This is a genomic window from Stenotrophomonas sp. 78350_Sma, assembly GCF_056482105.1.
Window position 1 is genome coordinate 2,915,831 of record NZ_CM151182.1, and the last position, 16,781, is coordinate 2,932,611.

A 16,781-nucleotide genomic window follows, 5' to 3' on the forward strand; every position below is an offset into this window, starting at 1 on the left:
CGCACTGCTCGGAAAAACAGAAGAGCCCCTGCTTCCAGGGGCTCTTCTGAACATCTTGGCGGAGAGAGTGGGATTCGAACCCACGGAAGGTTTGACCCTTCGCCGGTTTTCAAGACCGGTGCCTTAAACCGCTCGGCCATCTCTCCAATCAGGTCCCGGTCGCCCGGGCAGCGCCGTATTCTCGCACGTGAAGGGCATTTGCCCAAGACCACCCTTGCCCCCGCCCTTCGCATCCGGCACGGTGGGGCCTCCACTGCAATCGGAGCCCCCATGGCCCATCTCGATCTGGCCAACCTGCGCACCACCCTGCTGGACGACACCCAGCTGGCCGCAGTGGCCCTGCACCGTACGTTCGCCGGGCACCTGCCGGTCAGCAGTGGGCATCTGGTGGTCTGCGATCCACTGGTCCAGGCCGAGGCGCCTGCGCTGGCCGACTACACCGCCCCGCTGGGCCGGCATCCGGTCGAGATCATCGTGCACAGCGGCCGCCCGGCGCTGGCCGTGGTCTGGTTCAAGCCTCGCGAATCCCTCACTGCGTCTGCCCTGCACTGGCAGATGGCGCGCTGGACCACGCAGGACCTGACCGGATTGGATGAGGACAGCTTCATCGGCTACCCGGTCGACGCCGGCATCGGCTGCTTCATGGATACCGGCACCCAGCAGGCACTGCTGGCCCTGATCGAACAGGCCAATGGCGACGAAGACAGCGCGTGGTCTGATGCACTGATCGACCATGACGGCCTGGATGAGGGCGCCGAATACCGCCCCTGGGGCGAGGACTCACCACACGGCCTGGTCGTGTTCACCAGCGGCTGGGGCGACGGCGTCTATCCCAGCTACTGGGCGCTGGATACGTCCGGCATTCCGGTCGCTCTGGTCACCGATTTCCTGTGCATCCAGGGCGGTGATGGGCGCGACGAGCGCGAGATCGCCGACCAGGCCTATCGCGACGGTCTTCCGCCCGAAGAAGCCGAAGCACTGGCACGACTGGTAGCGGCGGTGGAACGCGATGACGCGAACGTACTGCGCGACCTGCTGAAGGATGCGCCACAGCGTGCCAACCAGATCGAGCCCGGATGCGGCGGCACCGCCGTGTTCGAGGCGATCCGTCTGGACCGCCCAGAGGCATTGCGGGTGCTGCTGCAGGGCGGCGCGTTGCCGGCAATGCCCGAGCGCCTGCACATGAGCAAGGTGACCAGTTACCTGGACTACGCGCGCTTCCTGAAGAAGCCACGCAGCGCGGAACTGATGGCGGTGCTGGAAGCACCGGTCATTGCCGAGCCCACACCGGCCGCACCGCTGCGGCGCGGCTTCTGGGACCGGCTGTTCGGCCGGAACTGACCGGGGCCGGAAAGCAGCAACGCCGGGCATGGCCCGGCGCTGCCGTTTCACAGATTGGCAGTGCAGGTGCGGGGAGGTGCCTCAGCCCGCATCCACTGCCAACGCGCCCAATGCACTGGCCTTGATCCGCTCCTTGGCCTTCTCACAGGCACCATCGCAATGCAGGCGCGAGGCCTCCAGCTGCGGCGGCAGGTGCTCGGCCAGGAAGTCGATGAACACGCGCACCGCCGGCAGCAGGCCACGGCGCGAGGCGAACACGGCATGGCACACGCCCTGCGGCAGCGACCAGTCCGGCAACACCACTTCCAGCTCGCCATTGCGCACGGCATCGGCGCACACGGTTTCCGGCAGCATGGTGATGCCGAAGCCGTCCTTCACCATGCTCTGCAGCAACGGGAAGTCGAAACCGGCCACGCGCGGCTGCAGGTCGACCCGGCGCACTTCGCCTTCGGGGCCGTGCAGCTCCCAGCGCTGGCGGGCTTCGTCTTCGCTGATGCTGAGGGTGACATGCTGGGTCAGCTCTTCCGGGTCCTTCGGCCGACCGGCGCGGTCCAGGTACTTCGGGCTGGCCACCAGCAGTTCCTGCACCTGGCCGAAGCTGCGCATCACCAGGCTGCCATCGTCGTCCAGGCGCGAACGCACGCGCAGGGCCACATCGTAGCCTTCGTTGATGATGTCCACGCGGCGGTTGCTGATGTTCAGCTGCAGGCGCACCTTCGGGTACTGCTCAAGGAACTTGGGCAGCAGCTTGGGCAGCTGCATCTGCGCCAGCGACACCGGCACGCTGGCACGCACCACGCCGCGCGGTTCCGCGCTGAGGCGGTCCACCACTTCACGTGCGGCCTGTGCCTCGGCCAGCATCGTCTGCGCGTGGCGGTGCACGCTGGTGCCGACATCGGTAACCGCGAAACGACGCGTGGAGCGCTGCAGCAGGCGTACGCCCAGGTCGGTTTCCAGCTGGCTGATGCGGCGGCTCAGGCGCGACTTGGGGATACCCAGTGCGCGCTCGGCGGCGGCGAACCCGCCGTGGTCGACCACCATCGCGAAGTAGTACAGATCATTCAGGTCATGCATGCCCGAGTTCCATATCTAGAACAATACGTGGCATTCAACCACCTTTATTCCGTCTTTGCAACAACCTATCGTTCTCTCCGTCGGCGGCAAGCCCGCCACCTCTCCCGAACATAGGTACTGCCATGAAGCTTCTGCACATCGACGCCAGCGTGCTTGGCGACAACTCCGTCTCCCGCCACCTGACCGCCGCCGTGGTGGCCCAGTTCACGCAGCAGATCGACGGCCTGCAGGTTGATTATCGCGATCTTGACGCCAATCCGGTACCGCATCTGCGCAGCGGATCGCTTGCCAAGACCGACGCTGCCGAAGCCGCCGATGCTGAACAGGTACTCGAGCAGTTCCTGGCGGCCGACATCGTGGTGATCGGCGCGCCGATGTACAACTTCAGCATTCCGTCCACCCTGAAAGCCTGGATCGACCGTGTGGCCGTGGCCGGGCGCACCTTCAAGTACACCGAGAACGGCCCGATCGGCCTGGCCGGTGGCAAGCGGGTGATCATCGCCAGCAGCCGTGGCGGCATCTACACCGATTCGCCCGCGGACTTCCAGGAGCCGTTCCTGCGCCAGACGTTTGCCTTCTGGGGCATCAACGATGTCGAGTTCGTACGCGCCGAAGGCATTGCCTACTCGCCGCAGCACCGCGAAGACGCCATTGCTGGCGCACTGGCTGCGCTGCCGTCGCACGAAGCGGCCGAAGCCGCCGCTGCATAAGCGTTCCAGCGTTCGGCGCCGCTCTCTCCTCGTCGAGGCGCTGAACGCGGGCCGGGATCCCCTCCCCCATCCCGGCCCACCCTGGCGGCCCCGCTTTGCGGGGCCGTTTTTTCTATGGGGTATGGCGTGGCTGCTGCGCCATCCACGCATGGCGTGGATCTACTGTCCGTTCGCGTGGATTCCGTGCCATGCGCGACGCTCACCAGGGCGTTAGGCTGAGTCATGAACTACATCGTGACCGCTGCACACCGCAGCGAATTTCCGCACCCGATCACCCTGAGCCGTGGCCAGGCACTGGTGGTGGGCGAACGCTATGAAGGCCCCGAGGGCTGGGAAGACTGGTTCCTGTGCGAAGCCGAAGGGCAGCAGCCTGGATTCGTACCGGCGCCGGTAATCGGCCGCGACGCGCAGGGTGGCGCATTTGCCACGGAGGACTACTGCGCGCGGGAACTGGATGTGGATCCCGGGCAGCTGCTGCGCGGTGAGCGCACGCTCAATGGCTGGGCGTGGTGCGTACCGGCGGCGGGCGAACCGGGATGGGTGCCGTTGGAGAAGCTGCGCGCTGTGGAGTGATCACGGTGGTTCATCCACGCATGGCGTGGATCTACTGGGGCATCGGTGAATTCATGCCGGGCGCGTGCAACATCCTCCAGTAGATCCACGCCATGCGTGGATTCGGTGCGCCATGCGTGGATTCGGTGCCATGCAAGCATGGCACCCGCCCGATCAGGGAATCAGGCGATGGTTTCCAGGCCGCCCATGTACGGGCGCAGGGCCTCCGGCACGGTGATGCTGCCGTCGGCGTTCTGGTAGTTCTCCATCACCGCGATCATCGCGCGGCCAACCGCCACGCCCGAGCCGTTCAGCGTGTGCGCCAGTTCCGGCTTGCCCGTGGCGGGGTTACGCCAGCGCGCCTGCATGCGGCGGGCCTGGAAATCACAACAGTTCGAGCACGAGGAAATCTCGCGGTAGGTCTCCTGCGACGGCAGCCAGACTTCCAGGTCGTAGGTCTTCACCGCCGAGAAGCCCATGTCGCCGGTGCACAACAGCACCTTGCGGTACGGCAGGCCCAGCTTTTCCAGCACCACTTCGGCGCAGCGGGTCATGCGCTGGTGCTCGGCGTCGCTGTCTTCCGGGCGGCTGATCGAGACCAGCTCGACCTTCTCGAACTGGTGCTGGCGGATCATGCCGCGTACGTCGCGGCCACCGCTGCCAGCCTCGGCACGGAAGCACATCGAGTGGGCGGTCATGCGCAGCGGCAGGCGCTCGGCATCGACGATCTCGTCACGCACGATGTTGGTCAGCGGCACTTCCGAAGTCGGGATCAGGTAGCGCGTGGAGTCGCCCACGGCGGTCTTGAACAGGTCGTCCTCGAACTTCGGCAGCTGGCTGGTGCCGCGCAGCGAATCGGCGTTGACCAGCAGCGGCACGTTGGTTTCCTCGTAGCCGTGCTCACCGGTGTGCAGGTCAACCATGAACTGGGCCAGCGCACGGTGCAGGCGCGCGATCGGGCCGCGCAGCACGGTGAAGCGCGAGCCGGACAGCTTGGCGGCAGTCTCGCCGTCCAGCCAGCCGTTGCGGGCGCCCAGTTCGACGTGGTCCAGCACCTTGAAGTCGAACTGGCGCGGGGTACCCCAACGCGCCTGCTCGACGTTGTCGTTCTCGTCGGCACCGGCCGGCACGTCATCGGCCGGCAGGTTCGGTATGCCCATCGAGATCGCTTCGATCTTCTCGCGCAGTTCGTCCAGCGCCACTTCCGAGGCCTTCAGCTCGTCGGCGAAGGCGGCAACCTCGGCCATGATGGCCGAAACGTCCTCGCCCTTGGCCTTGGCCTGGCCGATGGCCTTGGAACGGCTGTTGCGCAGGCTCTGCAGCTCCTGGGTACGCACCTGGATGCGCTTGCGATCGGCCTCCAGGGACTCCAGGGCAGACACGTCGAGCTCGAAGCCACGGCTGGTGCGCAGGCGTTCGGCGAGGTCGGCGGGCTGGTGGCGGAGCAGGGCTGGATCAAGCATGGCAGGTGTCGTGGTGGGTATCAGGGATGGGATTATCGCTTGTTATACGGATTTCTGCCGCCCGGTTCATTCCCGCCGTGGCAGAATCGAGCCATTCCGTACTGGTCCGGTCCATGTCTGCACCCCGCTCGTCGTCCGCCAAGTCGTTCACTGTGCATATCCCGCGCAATGCCCTGAAGATCGCCGGTATCGCCTTCGGGGTGGGCGTGCTGCTGTTCGTGCTGGTCTGGCTGACCGGTCGCGACAAGGAGTTCTTCCGCGCCGATCCTGCCGCCCAGACGCCGCAGGAAACCGCCCAGATCGAGCCCCTGCCGGAGCCGTTGGCCGCTGCGGCCGGTTCCAGCGACATGCCCGATGCCAAGCCGGCCCCGGTCGAGGAAGAAGCGCCGAAGCTGGTCGAAACCGCTCCCCCGCCGCCCGCCCCCGTGGCTGAAGCAGCCCCGGCTGCGCCGGGCCCTGCACCTGCGGCCACCGGCAACAGCCAGCCGATGCCGATTGCCGGTCAGTCGCCGCCACCGGCCTACCCGGCCGCCGCGCTCCGCGCCGGCGAGACCGGCACCGTGGTGGTGCGGGTGGACGTGGACGCCACTGGCTACCCGAACAACGCCACCGTGATCCAGCGCAGTGGCTCACGCGAGCTCGACCGTGCTGCCACCGACGCCGTGCGTCGCTGGCGCTTCACTCCGGCGCAGAGCAACGGCCAGGCCGTACCCGGCAGCATCGAAGTGCCGTTCGACTTCAAGACGCAGTAACTGAACGCTTCCCGGCAGGCAAACTGAACCCTGCCGGTGGCGTTGACGCAACGCTGACACTTCTCGTCCGTGGCTCGCGCAACACTTCCTACGTCGTCCATTGACGGAAGGAGTTAGCGATGACTGCCACCATCCACGAAGACCTTCATTCGCCGCATCTGCAGGAGGATTCCAGCCTGCAGCACAAACCCACGTCGCCCTGGATGTGGATCGCGCTGATCGTAGCGATGTTTGCTGCCGCCCTGCTTTGGCTGCGTCATTCGAACCAGGAAGACGTGGCACCGGCGCCGGTCGGTGAGCGCATGCTTCCAGCCCCCGAGCAGGCAGTGGTGACAGATGCGGCGGCTCCTGCCGCGCGCCAGGCAGCCCCGGCTACAGCTTCGCGGAAGGCCGCGCCGGCAGTGCGCAATCGTGAGGCCCGCCCGCTCGCCAGCAACCGCATGCCCACCTACCCCGCCGCCGCGCTGCGTAGTGGCGTGCAGGGCAGCGTGATCGCCAGCCTGAGTGTCGATACCCGCGGCAACGTCGCCAATGCTGCGATCATTTCGCGCAGCGGCGAGCGCAGTCGCGATCTGGACCGCGCGGTGCTGGGCACTGTGCAGAACTGGAAGTTCCAGCCGGCGATGCACGAAGGCCGTGCCGTCGCCAGCGTGGTGCGGGTCCCGGTGGATTTCCGTACCGAGCAGCGTTGATCGCGGACGAGGGGTTCGTGATGTTTAGACGGAGGCTTCGGCCTCCGTCCTTTTATGCGGAAAAGCGTGCCAACCAAGGTTGGCACCTACCGGGAGAAGTGAGCGTGCCGACCAAGGACGGCACCTACCGGGTGATGTGAGTGTGCCGACCAAGGTCGGCACCTACCAAGACGCGCGATCCGCTGGGCATGGCCCGGCGGACGCGGTGACGATCAGGCCAGGTTGAACCCGGCGCTGCGCGCCAAGCCGTCGAAATCCGGAAAGGACGTGGCGACGTTGGCGATATCGTTGATGCGTACTTCGCCGTCGCTGATCTGGCCGGCGATGGCAAACGCCATGGCGATGCGATGGTCTCCGTGGCTTTCGATGGTGCCGCTGCCCAGGCGCACGCCGCCATGCAGGGTGGCACCGTCTTCGGTTTCGTCCACCTGCATGCCCAGCGCACGCAGGCCGGTGGCCATCGCCGCAAGGCGGTCGGATTCCTTCACCCGCAGCTCGGCCGCACCGCTCACCACGGTCTGCCCTTCGGCGGCGGCAGCGGCCACGAACAGCGCCGGGAACTCATCGATCATGTCCGGCACCAGTTCTTCCGGAATACGTGCGCCCTTCAGCGGTGCATAACGCACCACCAGGTCCGCCACCGGCTCACCGCCCTGCTCGGCCGGATTCTCTTCGGTGATGTCCGCGCCCATCAGGCGCAACGCATGCAGCAGGCCGGTGCGGCGTGGATTCAGGCCGACCTGCTTCAGGCGCAGGGCAGAACCGGGAATGATGCTGGCGGCGACCAGATAGAACGCCGCAGACGAGAAGTCGGCCGGCACCACGATATCCGTGGCGCGCAGGCGCTGGCCACCGCGCAGGCGGGCCTTGCCCGGCGAGAATTCGATGTCCACGCCGAACGCCGACAGCATGCGCTCGGTGTAGTCACGGGTCGGATGCGGTTCGGTCACCCGGGTTTCACCCTGCGCGTACAGGCCGGCCAGCAGCACCGCCGACTTGATCTGCGCGCTGGCCACCGGCGAGGCGAAGTCGATGCCCTGCAGCGACTGGCCGCCATGCACGTGCAGCGGGGGCGTGCCGTCATCCTGGGTATCAATCTTCGCGCCCATCTGCGACAGCGGGCCGGTGACGCGGCGCATCGGGCGGCCGGACAGCGATTCATCGCCGATCAGTGTGCAGTCGAACGCCTGGCCCGCCAGCAGGCCGGCCAGCAGGCGCATGCCGGTACCGGCGTTGCCGCAGTCCAGCGGTGCCTCCGGCGCTTTCAGGCCGTCGATGCCGACGCCATGCACGACGCGCTGCGACGGGCTGGGCGTTTCGATGCGCACGCCGAGCTGGCTGAAGATGCGCGCAGTGGCTCGGGTGTCTTCGCCTTCCAGGAAGCCTTCGATATGCGAGGTACCATCGGCCAGCGCGGCGAACATCACCGAGCGGTGCGAGACCGACTTGTCGCCGGGAATGGTCAGGCTGCCCTGCAGCGGCTGGCCCTTGCGGGCGATCCAGTGTTGCGCGTTGCTCATCGTTCGATCATTCCGTAAACGCCGGCAGCGCCGGCGATGCATCAGGGAGCGGCGGCCAGGGCCGCCGCAGCAGCACTCAGGGCACGGCCACCGGATAGGAGCCCAGCACCTTGATCTGCGCCGAGTGCGCTTCCAGTTCGGCCAGCGCGGCCTGCATCGGCGCATCGTCGATGTGGCCGGCCAGGTCGATGAAGAAGCCGTACTCCCACTTGCCGTGGTGCGACGGCCGCGACTCGATGCGGTTCATGCTGATGCCGTGGCGGGCGAACGGGCTGAGCACGTCGAACAGCGCACCGGGCTTGTCGTGGATGAATACCAGCACCGAGGTGCGATCGTGGCCGGAGGTCGGGAAGATGTTGCGGCCCACCACCAGGAAGCGGGTGGTGTTGTCGGCATCGTTCTGGATCGGCTTGGTGACCACCTTCTTCAGGCCGTACACATGGCCGGCGCTCTCGCCGCCGATGGCCGCCGCGTCGTCGGCGTTGCGCGCACGGCGTGCACCTTCGGCATTGCTGGATACCGGAATTTTCTCGGCCTTCGGCAGGTTGGCGCGCAGCCACGCCGAGGTCTGCATGAACGACTGCGGGTGTGCGTAGATGCGCTCGATATCCTCGATGCGGCCGCTGCGCGACATCAGGTACTGCTGCACACGCAGCTCCACTTCGCCACAGATCTTCAGGTTCGAGGTCAGGAACATGTCCAGGGTGATCTGGATGGTGCCCTGCCCCGAATTCTCCACCGGCACCACGCCGAAATCGGCGTTGCCCGCTTCCACTTCCTGGAACGCTTCCTCGATGCTGGCCATCGGCAGGCCCAGCGCGGAGCGGCCGAAGTGCTTGAGCACGGCCTGCTGGCTGAAGGTGCCTTCCGGGCCGAGGTAGCCGATCTTCAGCGGCTCCTGCTGGGCCAGGCAGGCCGACATGATCTCGCGGTAGACGTGCACCAGCAGCTCGTCGCTGAGCGGGCCTTCGTTGCGGTCCACCACCATGCGCAGCACCTGCGCTTCGCGCTCGGGGCGGTAGTAGTCCACGGCGGCAGCCAGCTTGCCCTTGGCCTTGCCGACCTGGTGGGCGAAGCGCGCGCGCTCGGCGATCAGGTTCTGGATGTCGCGGTCGATCTGGTCGATCTTCGAGCGCACATCGGCCAGCGCCAGCGGCGCCAGGGTGGGCGCCGGGTTCGACGCGGCCTTGGACGTGCTCTTGCCCTTGGCCTTGGTGGAGGCGCTGTCCTTGGCCGGTTCGGCCTTCTTCGGCGCCTTCTTGCTGGATTTGCTGCTTGCCATCGGAATTCCCTGTTGCGGGGCACGCACCCGACGGTGCGCGCCGTTCATTGCTCAACCGTGACGCTTCTGGAAATCGGCCATGAAGGCGACCAGCGCCTCGGCCCCCGCCAGCGGCATGGCGTTGTACAGCGAGGCCCGGATGCCGCCGACCACCTTGTGGCCCTTCAGCGCCAGCAGGCCGGCGGCCTTGGCTTCGGCGACGAAGCGGGCATCGAGCTCGGCATCGGGCAGGAAGAACGGGATGTTCATCCGCGAACGGGCCGCGTGTGCGACCTCGTTGCGGTAGAAGCCGCCGGAGCCGTCGATGGCGCCGTACACCAGTGCTGCCTTGGCGGCATTGCGCTTGGCGAACTCGGCCACGCCGCCTTCGGCCAGCATCCACTTGAACACCAGGCCGGCCAGGTACCAGTTCCAGGTCGGTGGCGTGTTGAGCATCGAATCGCGGGCGACGTGCGAGCGGTAGTCGAAGATGTCCGCGCGCGGCTGGCCACTGCGCTCGAGCAGGTCGCGGCGGATGATCATCACCGCGATGCCGACCGGGCCGAGGTTCTTCTGCGCGCCGGCGTAGATCACGCCATAGCGGCGCACGTCCAGCGGCTCGCTGGCGATGGACGAGCTGAAATCGGCGATCAGCGGGACGTTGCCGGTGTCGGGTACATCACGGAACTCGACACCGTGGATGGTCTCGTTGGCGGTGATGTGCACGTAGGCGGCATCGGGAGACAGCTGCCAGTCGGCACGCGCCGGCAACTCGCGGTAGCCGTTGGCCTCGCTGCTGGCGGCAATGTTCACGTCTGCATAGACGCCAGCCTGCTTGACCGCGGTCTTGCCCCAGTGGCCACTGACCACGTAGTCGGCGCGCTGGCCGGGGGCTGCGAAGTTCAGCGGGATCAGCGCCTGCTGGGTGGTGGCACCACCGGACAGGAACAGCACCGCATAGTCGTCGGGGATATCGAGCAGGCGACGCAGATCGGCCTCGGCCTCGGCGGCCACGGACATGAATTCCGCGCCTCGATGGCTCATTTCCACGATCGAGGCGCCGGACCCGTGCCAGTCCAGCATTTCCGCCTGCGCCTGGCGCAGGACCGATTCCGGCAAGGTCGCAGGGCCGGCACTGAAGTTGAACGCGCGCGTCATGTCACACCTGTGGGGCAAGACCCCTAGTATGCCGCAGTGCACCAGCCTTGCGGCCTTGTGGCGCAAGGGAAATTTGGTTTCATTGGAATCCATTGGCCGCGCGCACAGCACCGGTAGCCGCCAACCTTGGTTGGCGTACGCCGCAAGGCGTCATGCGCGGGTGGAGCCTGCCAACCAAGGTTGGCATCTACCACAGCGAAGGCCCGTAGCGCCGGGCCATGCCCGGCGGAAGCAGATCAGCGCGCGCCGAACCAGAGCAGCAGGCTGAGCAGCGCGGCCAGCAGCAGCGCACTGACCAGCAGCCACGGCCAGCGCCGGACCTTGCGCGGCACGGCCGGCAGCACAGGCGCCTGTTCCGCGTCCTCGCTGGACTCGTCCTCGGCTGGCAGCGGCCGCCGACGTGGGTCATGCGGCACTTCCAGCACGAACCGGTGCTGGCCATCGAACACCACCTGGTCGCCCGCCTGCAGCCAGCAGTGGCGCACGGCCACACCGTTGACCCGGGTGCCGTCGGCACTGCCCAGGTCACGCAGCAGCACGCGCTCGCCATGCACTTCCACACGGGCGTGCTGTTCGGCGAAGGCCGGTTCATTGATCTCGATGTCGGCGTCGCCGCCGCGACCGACCAAGCGGGTTCGCGACAGGGTAAAGCTGCGGCCATGGTGCAGTCCGCCGACGCCGCGCAGCAGACGCTGCTGCTCATCGGAGCCATCGTCATTCTTCGGTGCAGGCGCCTGCAGCAGGCTCTCCACCTCACCCTGCAGGACCATCTCCACGCCATCCACGTACACCGCATCGCCTGCACGCAGCAGCGCCATGCGCCGCACCGGGCGGCCGTTCACGTGGATGCCGCGGATGCCGTTGCCGACCTGCAGCCAGAGACCGCGATCGTCCATGCAGAACTGCGCCAGCAGCAGGGCACCGTTGCCGGCATCGCCGAGCCGCACACTGCCGTTGGCCTGGCGCACGATGCGTTGCACCCCGGGCCTCAGCGGCTGGTCGGGCTGTTGTTGTTGACTGAAGTGAACAAGCAGGTTCTGCACGCGGCGCAGCCTAGCAGGTTGGCCGCCAACGAAGAAGAACCTGCGATGAGTGCTTGGCGCGACGGCCCTCGATGCGCACAATGCTCGCCCTCATTGACCATCCCCGCCCTGCGCCAGGAGCCCGTATGTCCACCATCGATGTCCGCCACGCCCACGCCCTGCCCGACGCACAGGCGCGCGCCGCGATCGAACAGGTTGCCGCCAAGTTGTCCGAGCGCTTCGGCCTGAAGTCGTCCTGGACCGCCGACGTGCTGAACTTCTCCGGCAGCGGCGTGGATGGTGCGATCGAGCTGCAGCCGGGCGCCGTGCGCGTGACCGCCAAGCTGGGTTTCCTGCTGTCGGCGATGAAAGGCATGGTCGAAGGCGAGATCCAGCGCGTGCTGAAGGAAAAGCTGGGCTGAACCCCGGCGGCGGCCGTCACGGCCGTGCAACGCCAACGCGCGCTACTCTCGGGACAGGCCCAACTCCCACGGGAAGTGCGATGAACCAGTACGAAAACGATGACCGCCGCAACGACGACGCCTCGTTCGGTGACCAGGCCGAGCGCTTCTCGCGCAAGCTGAGTGACTCGGCGCAGCAGGTCTGGCTGGCCGGCCTGGGTGCCCTGGGCCGCGCACAGGCCGAAGGCAGCCGCTTCTTCGATGGCCTGGTGAAGGAAGGCGAAGCCTGGGAAGCCCGCCGCCGTGAGCGCAATGGTGAACAGGGTCCGGGCTGGCGCGACAACGTGGAAACCTCACTGGATGAGGCCCGCGAGAAGGCCTCCGGCACCTGGACCAAGGTTGAAAAGGCCTTTGATGACCAGGTGCAGGGCGTGCTCAAGCGCCTGCACGTGCCCACTGCCGACGAGGTGACCGCGCTGGAAGCCCGTATCGACGCCCTGCACGCGCGCCTGGCCAAGCTGGAGAATCGCGACGCCTCGGGCACTGATGCACCTCCACCGGGCAGCCATCAGTCGCCAGGCAGCGTGCCCTGACCGGGCATATGTTGCAATGCAATAAATTTTGATTGACAATCGCGAGCAACCCGCCAATCGCTTCGGCTGCCGTTTGTTCCCTCCCCTCACGGCTTCAGGATTGGCGGGTTTTTCGTGCCCGCGGTATTCCGAACTGCGTGCTCCATCACGCTTCCTGTCAGGAACGTCCTGACCCAGCCGGATAGTGCGACCTTTACACTGTCGTCTTCCGCATTCGCCCCTTCCGCGCACCTCCTGCATGCTCCCTTGGATCCTGGCCCTGCTGTCGGCCCTGCTTACCTGTTCCCTGGCCGTTGTCTATCTGTGGTGGATCAAGCGGCGGCAGAAGGAGATGCAACTGGGCCTGCAGGCGCTGGCTGGCATGCATTGGCGCGAGTTCTCGGTGCTGGTCAAGCGCATGCTGCGCGAACAGCGCGGCCTGCGCGAACTGGACGACCCGGGCGAGGAATCCCGTGAGCCCAGCAGCGACTTCCTGCTCAGCGATGGCCCCAACAGCTGGCTGGTGTCATGCAAGCATGGCCTGGCCTACCGTATCGGCACCGCTGCAGTGAACGAACTGGGTGCGGCCGCGCGCCTGGCCGGCGCCAAGGGCGGCGTGCTGCTGACCGAAGGCCGGATGGAACGCGACGGCCGCAGCGCCGCCGAGAAGCAGGCGGTCGAGGTGCTGGACGGTCCGCGTCTGTGGCCACTGCTGCAGCCCTATCTGCCGGCGGAAATCGAAACCCGTGTGCGCGCCAGCGCCCGCCATGAGGCCCTGCGCCGGATCGCCATTGCCGCGCTCGGCGCGGTCACGCTGGGCCTGCTGGTGGGATTGAGCCTGCAAGGGCTGCATGTGCAGGACACCCGGCCTGTTGCCGAGGTGGCGGACGCCCCTGCGCCGGTTGCGCCTGCGGTTGAAGCGGCGCCCGAACCGGCACTGCCCCCCGCCACCATGCCGCCGACCGCTACGCCCGCACCGGCCACGCCCTCAACCGATGCACGCAGCAACCCCAACCCGGATGCCGCCACCCTGGAGCGCTTCCAGGCCGATCTGTCCCGCGCCTTGGCCGGCAAGCCCGGCATCGCCAGCGGTGTCTGGCTGACCCGGCAGACACTGGCGATCAACCGCACCGGCGAGCTGGAAAAGGTCTGGCCGCAGGTCTGTGAGGAAGTGCTGCACTATCCCGCCCTGCGCAACGTGCGCATCCAGCTCAATGCCCGCCCCGGTGTGGATGAGCCGGTACGCTGGCGGCAGTGCGCCACGTATTGATTGGGACCAACATCCACGCATGGCGTGGATCTACTGAATCCCGGTTGCGATCATGCGATGCGCGCGAACCCCTGGTAGATCCACGCCATGCGTGGATGCCTTTGCAGAGTCGAGCATGGGCTCGGCTCTACAAGGCGCCTGCTCAGCCCAATGCCGCAAGATGGGCGATGTAACTGGAGCGCGATTCACCCGCCGCTCTGGCCTGCGCATCCAGCCTCGCCAGGATCCGACGCGGCAGACTGATGTTGACCCGCTCGATGGTGTCGTCCAGCAACGCCGGATCAATGCAGATGTACGCAAGAATCCAGCGGATGTCCTTGGATGCCTCGGCCGCGATTTTCTGTGGCGCAGAAGGTGCCGGAATCGAGCGCCCCTCATCCAGGGCCGCATCAATCCAGGCAAGCGCAGCCTCCTCGGCAGCGCTGAGCGCATCTTCTAGCGTGTCGGCCGCCGAGAAGCACCCTGGCAGATCTGGAACGACCACACCCCATGCAGTGCGCTCATCGCCTGCCTCGATCAAGACTGGATATCGCATGGGCCCTCCTACGTCAGTCCTGCGAGCTTCCGCAACGCCTGCACCAGCCCTTTCCCCAGATCCTTCCTTGGATGAGGCACGGTGAGGATGTGAGGGTGCTGCGGGTGCACGAATACATGATGGGATCCGCGAATCCGGCAACAGGTCCAACCTGCCGCTTCCAGATCCCGGATGAGGTCCCTGCTCTTCATGCAGGGACGATACACATCGTACACACGCCCCGACAGAGTTCAAGGCGACAGCCGTTCCGGCCCAGTAGATCCACGCCATGCGTGGATGGAATCCCTACCTTGCCCCAGGCGCGAAGCGCGCAACCAGGTCCCAGGCATCGCCGAGGAACACCTGGCGCACGCGGGTGATCGGCTGTTCGCCGCGCCAGGTCAAGCGCTCGATCACCAGACAGGCGGTTCCGGGCTTCACGTCCAGCAGCTTGGCGGTGGCGGTATCCGCGCCCCAGGCACTGATGCGGTGCTGGGCACGGGTCCACGACACGTTCTGCAGCAGCCAGCTGCCCGGCGCGGTGGTACTGAAATCGACCTCCAGCACCTCGGGTACGCCCACCGGGCTGATCAGCCGATGCTCCAGTGCCAGCGGGCGACCATCGGCCAGGTGCAGGCAGCGCATTGCCAGCAGGTTCTCCTGCCCTGCCAGCTCGACTTCACCGGCATTGCCGGCATCGGCAAGGCGCAGGTCGCGCTGCAGCAGGCGATAGGCGTACTGGTGGCCGCGCGAGCCGACCTCCATCGCGATATCCGGAATCTCCAGCGCCACCTGCTCCAGGTGCGGCGGCTGCCGCGCCACGAAGGAACCGGCGCGACGGCGGCGTTCGATCATGCCGCTCTCGGCCAGCGCGGTCAGCACCTTGTTCACCGTCATCCGCGAGCAGCCGTACTGTTCCATCAGCTCGTGCTCGTAGGGAATACGGAAGCCCGGCGCCCACTCTCCGCTGAGGATGCGGCTTTCCAGATCGCTGCGGATACGCTGGTTGAGCGTGGCGGACTTGCTGGCCTTCACGTAATGGGGTCTCGGTAGCGGGAGGCGATCAGCCCAGCACGCCACGCAGGGCGGCGGCGAAGGCGGTGGTGATCGCCTCGCGCTGCAGGTGGCGGCCCTCGGCCACACATTGGCGGCCATGGCGCCAGACCGATCGCAGCGCGCCATTACGTGCGGCGAACACCCAGCTGTCAAGCCATGCGTCATCCTGCCGCGCCTGCAGCGCCGGGTGTGCGCCATCCAGTTCAACCAGATCGGCACTGGCGCCGACCTGCAGGCCAGCGGCCACGCCCAGCGCCTGTGCGCCACCCTGCAATGCACCTTCAAACAGGAAACGACCGGTGCTGCGGGTGGCATCCGGCGCCAGCACGTTGCGCCCGCGCAGGGTGAGCCGCTGACCGTACTCGAGCAGGCGCAGCTCTTCGGCCGCATCGATCAACACATTGGAATCGGAGCCGACGCCGAAGTGCCCGCCCTCGCGCGCGAACGCCTGCATCGGGAACAGGCCGTCACCCAGGTTGGCTTCGGTGATCGGGCACAGCCCGGCCACGGCCTGGCTGGCCACGATGGCCGCACGCTCGTCATCGGTGATGTGGGTGGCATGCACCAGGCACCAGCGCGCATCGACCGGTGCATGGTCGTACAGCCACTGCACCGGGCGCTGTCCGCTCCAGGCCAGGCAGGCTTCGACTTCACGCACCTGCTCGGCGATATGGATGTGCACCGGGCCGTCGGTAAGCGGCAGCAACGCACTCAGTTCCTCGCCGGTGACTGCACGCAGGCTGTGTGGCGCGATGCCGAGCACTGCATCCGGCAGCGCGGCCAGCGCCGGCTTCGCGGCGTCCAGCAGCTGTGCGAAACCGTCCACATCGTGGATCAGGCGACGCTGCGCCGGATTCGGCGCTGCCCCGCCGAAATCGGCATGCGCGTAGAACACCGGCAGCAGGGTCAGGCCGATGCCGGTCTGATCGGCCGCAGCGGCAATCCGCGCACTCATTTCGGCGCGGTTGGCATAGGCATGGCCATCGGCGTCGTGGTGCAGGTAATGGAATTCGCCGACGCGGGTGAAGCCGCTTTCCAGCATTTCCATGTAGGCCTGGGCGGCGATGGCCTGCACCGCGTCCGGGCGCAGATGGGCCAGGAAGCGGTACATCAGTTCGCGCCAGCTCCAGAAGCTGTCACCGTCGCCGCCGCCGATCTCGGTCAGGCCGGCCATGCCGCGCTGGAACGCGTGGCTGTGCAGGTTGGGCAGGCCCGGCACCAGGATGCCGACGCGGGTGTCACCGTCCCGCGCGCCCTGCCCTGTGCTGATCGCCGTGATGCGGCCGTCCTGGACCTGCAGCCGGACATCGCGGGCCCAGCCCTGGGCCAGCAAGGCGTGGGTGGCATGGAAACTGAGCTGGGAACGCGAATCGGACATGGCTGGACAACCCGAAATGGACGCCTATATTGTATAGACATATAA

General features: G+C 66.9%; 18 protein-coding genes and 1 tRNA gene. 8 read left to right on the top strand and 11 right to left on the bottom strand.

Annotated features, from left to right (window positions below):
- Nucleotides 1-56 precede the first annotated feature (56 nt).
- Nucleotides 57-146: transfer RNA gene (locus ACZK4H_RS13585), tRNA-Ser, on the bottom strand.
- 124 nt (nt 147-270) lie between these two features.
- Here ACZK4H_RS13585 and ACZK4H_RS13590 point away from each other — a divergent pair.
- Nucleotides 271-1,341 carry a DUF4241 domain-containing protein gene (locus ACZK4H_RS13590; protein ID WP_099552321.1) on the top strand — a complete coding sequence of 357 codons (1,071 nt, stop codon included), beginning with the start codon at nt 271-273 and terminating at the stop codon, nt 1,339-1,341.
- 81 nt (nt 1,342-1,422) lie between these two features.
- On the opposite strand, the gene ACZK4H_RS13595 is transcribed toward ACZK4H_RS13590, so the two are convergent.
- Complete coding sequence (locus tag ACZK4H_RS13595; protein ID WP_049429058.1) at nt 1,423-2,415, bottom strand: LysR family transcriptional regulator; 993 nt, start codon at nt 2,413-2,415, stop codon at nt 1,423-1,425.
- Nucleotides 2,416-2,537: 122 nt separating this feature from the next.
- Here ACZK4H_RS13595 and ACZK4H_RS13600 point away from each other — a divergent pair, with 122 nt between their 5' ends.
- Complete coding sequence (locus tag ACZK4H_RS13600; protein WP_099552322.1) at nt 2,538-3,125, top strand: FMN-dependent NADH-azoreductase; 588 nt, start codon at nt 2,538-2,540, stop codon at nt 3,123-3,125.
- A gap of 222 nt (nt 3,126-3,347) precedes the next feature.
- Nucleotides 3,348-3,698, top strand: a complete 351-nt coding sequence (locus tag ACZK4H_RS13605; RefSeq protein ID WP_099552323.1) for an SH3 domain-containing protein — start codon at nt 3,348-3,350, stop codon at nt 3,696-3,698.
- Nucleotides 3,699-3,859: 161 nt separating this feature from the next.
- Here the strand turns inward: ACZK4H_RS13605 and serS are convergent, their stop codons facing one another.
- On the bottom strand, nt 3,860-5,140 hold the full coding sequence (serS, locus tag ACZK4H_RS13610; protein ID WP_099552324.1) for a serine--tRNA ligase: 1,281 nt from the start codon (nt 5,138-5,140) through the stop codon (nt 3,860-3,862).
- 113 nt (nt 5,141-5,253) lie between these two features.
- Here serS and ACZK4H_RS13615 point away from each other — a divergent pair, with 113 nt between their 5' ends.
- Nucleotides 5,254-5,892, top strand: coding sequence for an energy transducer TonB (locus ACZK4H_RS13615; protein ID WP_099552325.1), 639 nt, complete (start codon nt 5,254-5,256; stop codon nt 5,890-5,892).
- A 119-nt stretch (nt 5,893-6,011) separates the two neighbouring features.
- Entirely contained in the window at nt 6,012-6,584 is a 573-nt protein-coding gene (locus ACZK4H_RS13620) for an energy transducer TonB (RefSeq protein ID WP_099552326.1), read from the top strand.
- A gap of 212 nt (nt 6,585-6,796) precedes the next feature.
- On the opposite strand, the gene aroA is transcribed toward ACZK4H_RS13620, so the two are convergent.
- The 4 genes from aroA to ACZK4H_RS13640 form a co-directional block, all read right to left on the bottom strand.
- The gene (aroA, locus tag ACZK4H_RS13625; RefSeq protein WP_099552327.1) at nt 6,797-8,104 is read right to left on the bottom strand and encodes a 3-phosphoshikimate 1-carboxyvinyltransferase; all 1,308 of its coding nucleotides are present in this window, start codon (nt 8,102-8,104) and stop codon (nt 6,797-6,799) included.
- Between the two features lie 76 nt (nt 8,105-8,180).
- Nucleotides 8,181-9,386 carry a prephenate dehydratase gene (pheA, locus tag ACZK4H_RS13630; RefSeq protein WP_099552328.1) on the bottom strand — a complete coding sequence of 402 codons (1,206 nt, stop codon included), beginning with the start codon at nt 9,384-9,386 and terminating at the stop codon, nt 8,181-8,183.
- 51 nt (nt 9,387-9,437) lie between these two features.
- Nucleotides 9,438-10,523, bottom strand: a complete 1,086-nt coding sequence (gene serC / locus ACZK4H_RS13635; RefSeq protein WP_099552329.1) for a 3-phosphoserine/phosphohydroxythreonine transaminase — start codon at nt 10,521-10,523, stop codon at nt 9,438-9,440.
- 236 nt (nt 10,524-10,759) lie between these two features.
- Entirely contained in the window at nt 10,760-11,566 is an 807-nt protein-coding gene (locus tag ACZK4H_RS13640) for an FHA domain-containing protein (protein WP_099552330.1), read from the bottom strand.
- A 125-nt stretch (nt 11,567-11,691) separates the two neighbouring features.
- On the opposite strand from ACZK4H_RS13640, the gene ACZK4H_RS13645 reads away from it, so the two are divergent.
- From ACZK4H_RS13645 to ACZK4H_RS13655, 3 genes are all read left to right on the top strand, one after another.
- On the top strand, nt 11,692-11,967 hold the full coding sequence (locus ACZK4H_RS13645) for a polyhydroxyalkanoic acid system family protein (RefSeq protein WP_005417302.1): 276 nt from the start codon (nt 11,692-11,694) through the stop codon (nt 11,965-11,967).
- An 80-nt stretch (nt 11,968-12,047) separates the two neighbouring features.
- Nucleotides 12,048-12,539, top strand: a complete 492-nt coding sequence (locus ACZK4H_RS13650; RefSeq protein ID WP_099552331.1) for a phasin family protein — start codon at nt 12,048-12,050, stop codon at nt 12,537-12,539.
- 238 nt (nt 12,540-12,777) lie between these two features.
- Nucleotides 12,778-13,788 (top strand): restriction endonuclease, encoded by a 1,011-nt coding sequence (locus ACZK4H_RS13655; RefSeq protein ID WP_099552332.1) that lies wholly within the window; start codon nt 12,778-12,780, stop codon nt 13,786-13,788.
- 142 nt (nt 13,789-13,930) lie between these two features.
- Here the strand turns inward: ACZK4H_RS13655 and ACZK4H_RS13660 are convergent, their stop codons facing one another.
- The 4 genes from ACZK4H_RS13660 to ACZK4H_RS13675 all read right to left on the bottom strand — a co-directional run bounded on the left by ACZK4H_RS13660 (nt 13,931) and on the right by ACZK4H_RS13675 (nt 16,736).
- Nucleotides 13,931-14,323, bottom strand: coding sequence for a type II toxin-antitoxin system HicB family antitoxin (locus tag ACZK4H_RS13660; protein WP_099552333.1), 393 nt, complete (start codon nt 14,321-14,323; stop codon nt 13,931-13,933).
- An 8-nt stretch (nt 14,324-14,331) separates the two neighbouring features.
- Nucleotides 14,332-14,514: a type II toxin-antitoxin system HicA family toxin gene (locus ACZK4H_RS13665; RefSeq protein WP_099552393.1), complete on the bottom strand. Its 183-nt coding sequence runs from the start codon at nt 14,512-14,514 to the stop codon at nt 14,332-14,334.
- A 94-nt stretch (nt 14,515-14,608) separates the two neighbouring features.
- Entirely contained in the window at nt 14,609-15,337 is a 729-nt protein-coding gene (hutC, locus tag ACZK4H_RS13670) for a histidine utilization repressor (RefSeq protein WP_062607337.1), read from the bottom strand.
- A gap of 28 nt (nt 15,338-15,365) precedes the next feature.
- Nucleotides 15,366-16,736 (bottom strand): formimidoylglutamate deiminase, encoded by a 1,371-nt coding sequence (locus tag ACZK4H_RS13675; protein ID WP_099552334.1) that lies wholly within the window; start codon nt 16,734-16,736, stop codon nt 15,366-15,368.
- Nucleotides 16,737-16,781: the final 45 nt, after the last annotated feature.